The sequence below is a fragment of the Sphaerochaeta sp. S2 genome (assembly GCF_016406725.1).
Taxonomy (GTDB): Bacteria; Spirochaetota; Spirochaetia; order Sphaerochaetales; family Sphaerochaetaceae; genus Sphaerochaeta.
Genome location: NZ_JAEKNT010000462.1, coordinates 1 through 3,826, shown reverse-complemented (window position 1 = coordinate 3,826; position 3,826 = coordinate 1). Strand labels below are relative to the sequence as shown.

General features: G+C 44.4%; 3 protein-coding genes and 1 pseudogene. 1 reads left to right on the top strand and 3 read right to left on the bottom strand.

Annotation, left to right across the window (positions count from 1 at the left end; translation table 11 throughout):
- Positions 1–247: 247 nt before the first annotated feature.
- Genes JF818_RS13315 through JF818_RS13305 form a run of 3 tightly spaced genes read right to left on the bottom strand, consistent with a single transcriptional unit; the run spans position 248 to position 3,394 of the window.
- A complete protein-coding gene (locus JF818_RS13315) occupies positions 248–1,237 on the bottom strand; it encodes a TRAP transporter substrate-binding protein (RefSeq protein ID WP_198892470.1) in 990 nt (329 codons plus the stop codon).
- Positions 1,234–2,007 carry a response regulator gene (locus JF818_RS13310; RefSeq protein ID WP_198892469.1) on the bottom strand — a complete coding sequence of 258 codons (774 nt, stop codon included), beginning with the start codon at positions 2,005–2,007 and terminating at the stop codon, positions 1,234–1,236. The genes JF818_RS13315 and JF818_RS13310 overlap by 4 nt, the downstream gene beginning before the upstream one ends.
- Positions 2,000–3,394: a sensor histidine kinase gene (locus tag JF818_RS13305; RefSeq protein ID WP_233067853.1), complete on the bottom strand. Its 1,395-nt coding sequence runs from the start codon at positions 3,392–3,394 to the stop codon at positions 2,000–2,002. Before JF818_RS13305 ends, JF818_RS13310 begins: the two co-directional genes overlap by 8 nt.
- 202 nt (positions 3,395–3,596) lie before the next feature.
- Here JF818_RS13305 and JF818_RS13300 point away from each other — a divergent pair.
- Positions 3,597–3,826, top strand: a pseudogene (locus tag JF818_RS13300) (YcxB family protein); the annotation flags it as partial.

Sequence of the window (3,826 nt, the reverse complement as noted above, 5' to 3'; positions counted from 1 at the left end):
GCATAGACAAGCTTCACATTTTTTTCACCACCAGCTTCAGCTGCTTCTTTTTCACCAGCAGCAAAGAGCAGGGTAGAACTGAGCAACAGTGCCAATAGAACAATCAATACTCGTTTCATAATCGCCTCCTAAAGTAATTCGACCCAGAATGTCTAGGTTTTATCAAAACTGTAAAAGAGGAATTCTGCCAGCGCAAGATGCAGCCAAAGATAATGCAATGAATCAAAAAAATTGAAAAACCGAAATCCTAGATATCTTCAATCCTCCGCACAATATCCTGCTCGATTTCATCCAGCTCTTGGTAGAGCGGTTCCATTATCTGCCTTAAGTAAAGCAACGTATCCTCGCTGAGTTTGGTGACCACTACTCCAGAGGCTATTGCCTTCTCGTAAGCACGTTCTTCCTCTTGTTGCCAGAGGATTCGCTCATACAATCCACTCTCCACAGCACATGTCCTGACAACTTCAACAAAAGAAGGGTCTAAAGCCGCAATTTTCTGCTCAGCATAAACACTCATCATTACCACTTCCGGCAAGCGGAAGTGCTCGTCCTGGTAAAAATATGGAGCTGCCTGGTAATGACCAGTAAATACATAGCTCGGAAAGTTGTTCTCTGCCCCATCAATCCGCATTTTCTGTAACGCAGAATAAACATCCCCATACGGTATCTGTACTGCTTCAGCACCAAGAAGCTCAATAGTACGGCTCATCATGTCATTCTCCATGACCCGGATGGTCATGGTCTTGAGTGTTTCAATATTGGTTACGGGAATCCTGGTATAGAAACTCCTCGCCCCTGCATCATACCAAGCCAAGGCAATAAGCCCTTTCCCAGACAACACTTGCAGGTACATATCCCCAATCTCACCATCCAGAACCCTCCACATGTGGTCGCTATCGGTATACAAATATGGAAGCTGCAAAGTCCACAGCTTGGGAAAGTATCGGGTAAGCGTCCCAACAGAGAATCGGGACATGTCGATACCACCATACCCCATCTGCTCCATGACACTGGTCTCAGAACCTAGGGCACTATCAGGAAATACCCTGATTTCAATCTTCCCATCAGTCCTTTCCTTTACGAGTTCTGCAAAATACTTCGCAGCTTCCACTGTTGGGTAGCCATCACTCTGGTTGTCAGCATAACGAAGCACCAACTCAGGATAACTAGTTTCCTCCTTCTTGCAAGAAACGAAGACGAGGACAAAGAGGAAAGCCATGAGCACAAGTTTTTTCATCTACCTGTACCTCCACCGCTCAGCCGCCGGTACTCAGTTGGAGTGATTCCGGCATTCTTCTTGAACGCACGACTGAAATAGCTGGGGCTCTCATAACCTACCATGGAAGCTATCTCTGCGATGGATTTGAACGGGTCTGCAAGGTACTCCTTTGCAGCATTGATTCTGAGATTGGTGATATGGTCGAGAAAGTTGACTCCTGTACAACGCTTGAAAATACAACTCAAGTATGATGGATTTATATTCAGCAGCGAGCTTACTGAATCAAGGGAAAGATCATAATTCATATAACTATGTTCCAGATACTTTTTCACCTTGGACATCATCAATGCAGCCTTGTCGACACCTTCGTCCCCCTGCAAGCATTCGGCTTCGGGCCTGACTGCCTTGAGCTGGCGCTCAGCTTCAACTTGGCTCTCTGCACGCTTGACGGCCCTACATACATCTGCCTTGTCCACTGGCTTCAGTATATAATCGATTGCTCCGAGTTTCACAGCTTCACATGCATAGGAAAAAATGCTGTAGGCTGTTATAAAAATGATACGGCAAGTTGGCTTATCCTGTAGTATCCGCTTGGATGCCTCTATCCCATTAAGAGCGGGCATCTCGATATCCATGAGCACTATATCCACATCGTAGAGTTCGGCATAGTTTACGGCCAGACGACCATTCTCCGCTTGATAGAGCTCATAGAAGGGATTGTCTGAAAGGATCTTATGCAATAACTCCCGTTCGATATGTTCATCATCAGCAATCAGTATCTTAATCATCTGTTTCCTCCTCATCGTTGAGCATTAAAGGCATCTTGATCGAAATTTTGGTGCCCTTCCTTTTTTCGGATGTCACCTCAAAGCTACAGCGAGTATCTATGAGTTTCAGTCGGGCAGCAACCGTATAAAGCCCAATATGTTCCCCGGTAACAGGATGGTCCAACAACCGAGTTCGGAGAATATGCAATTGCTCTGTATCCATCCCAATCCCATCATCCTCAACCTGTACGATCAACAAATCCTCCTTTACTCCCAAGGATAGCCAGACACTTCCTCGTCCTTCCTTGGGACCAAGTCCATGTTTGAAAGAATTCTCTACCAATGGCTGAAGGAAAAAGGAAGGTACCAGCGTCTCTGTCAGTACCAAGGAGGGAGAAATATTCCAGAAAAGCGAGATTTTCTCTGCAAAGCGTGCCTTGTAGAGACTGTAATACTCATCCACAATCTTGATCTCCCTGGAGAGAGGGACCAACACCTCATTATCGGCCAATGCATAGCGAAAAAGACGAGCGAGGGAAGAAAGTAACGCATCTGTCTTCTTTGCATGCTCCTCCTGTGCCGTATATTTTATCACATTGATGGTATTGAACAGAAAGTGAGGGTTCACCTGGCTCCTTAGCAGTTGCAGTTTTTCACGTTCCAGCAGTGTCTGCATAGCCAAGGCCTCGGTATCCTTGCGATATATCTCTTTCTCCATTTCATTGTTTGCCTGTAATAGGGAGACCTGATTCCGCATCGCCATCTTCATCTCATTGAAAGCTCGGGTCATATCCCCTAACTCGTCCTTTCTGTGTTCACTAAACTCCGGCCGATCAAAATCACCTGCTGTGATTGCCTTGGAAGCCTTGGCCATCTCCTGCACAATTGAGAGCATACGTATCACTTCCCTAAACGTAACAACACCAAAGATAAGCATAACCAGGACCGTCAAGTTATAGATGATATCAAGTCGCTCATTGAGCACCATCAGACGATCATAGGTAGACTGGTTATCCATAATGGATTGTTCCATCAATTGTTGCATATACTGATACAGGTGGTTTATGCTTGGCTCAAGATCGGTGTAATACAACTCAGATGCCTTCGTAATATGGTTTCTGATCAGTAAATCCTCTAAAAGCATGAGGTAGTGATTATATGCACTATATGTAGTATGTACAGCACTTACAAGAAGATATTGATCTACTCCAACCGAAGAAATATCGGAATCAATCTTTCCCAGGTTATCCTCAACTATTTGCGATTCCCTTCTCAGACCAGAAACCAATGCGGCGATATCCCCAAAATCCCAACGATAGGAGGAAAGCAGCTCCCGAGTCTGCCCAAAAGCATTGAGAACCAAACTGATTGTTTGTACATTTCCTGAACTCTTCTGTATTGGGTTCATTATGTACTTTTCTTTATATGCAGAAATACCCAGCTGCAGAAATATGCAGAGGACAAAGACGATGAGAAACAGAAATATTCTGTGAAAGAGATTCAGATGAAACCCTTTTCTGGTAGTTGTTTCCATGTATATGTGATTTCATACTACCATTCAAAATCCAAAAAGCAAATAAAACCTCGCTCTTTTATGATATAGTAGGACCATGACCATAGCAATACACTTGAGTGAGAGTAATTTCAGGAATTTCCTCATATTCAACATAATCAAGCGCTTGAAACTGTACAAGAGCCCTGTCATCTTTGCCTCAATCATGTCAGCCTCAGCCATTATCAGCTTCTTAATGCACCATGTAGAAGGAGCAGTAATGCTTGGGTCTGTCCTACTCTTGGTAGGTCTTGGGGTTCCGGTTGTCTACTTTGTAAACTTTTTTGC

Bases quoted from the DNA above. Each gene is read 5' to 3' on its own strand.
- JF818_RS13315 (WP_198892470.1), bottom strand. From the start codon at position 1,237: ATGAAAAAACTTGTGCTCATGGCTTTCCTCTTTGTCCTCGTCTTCGTT.
- JF818_RS13310 (WP_198892469.1), bottom strand. From the start codon at position 2,007: ATGATTAAGATACTGATTGCTGATGATGAACATATCGAACGGGAGTTA.
- JF818_RS13305 (WP_233067853.1), bottom strand. From the start codon at position 3,394: ATGAACCCAATACAGAAGAGTTCAGGAAATGTACAAACAATCAGTTTG.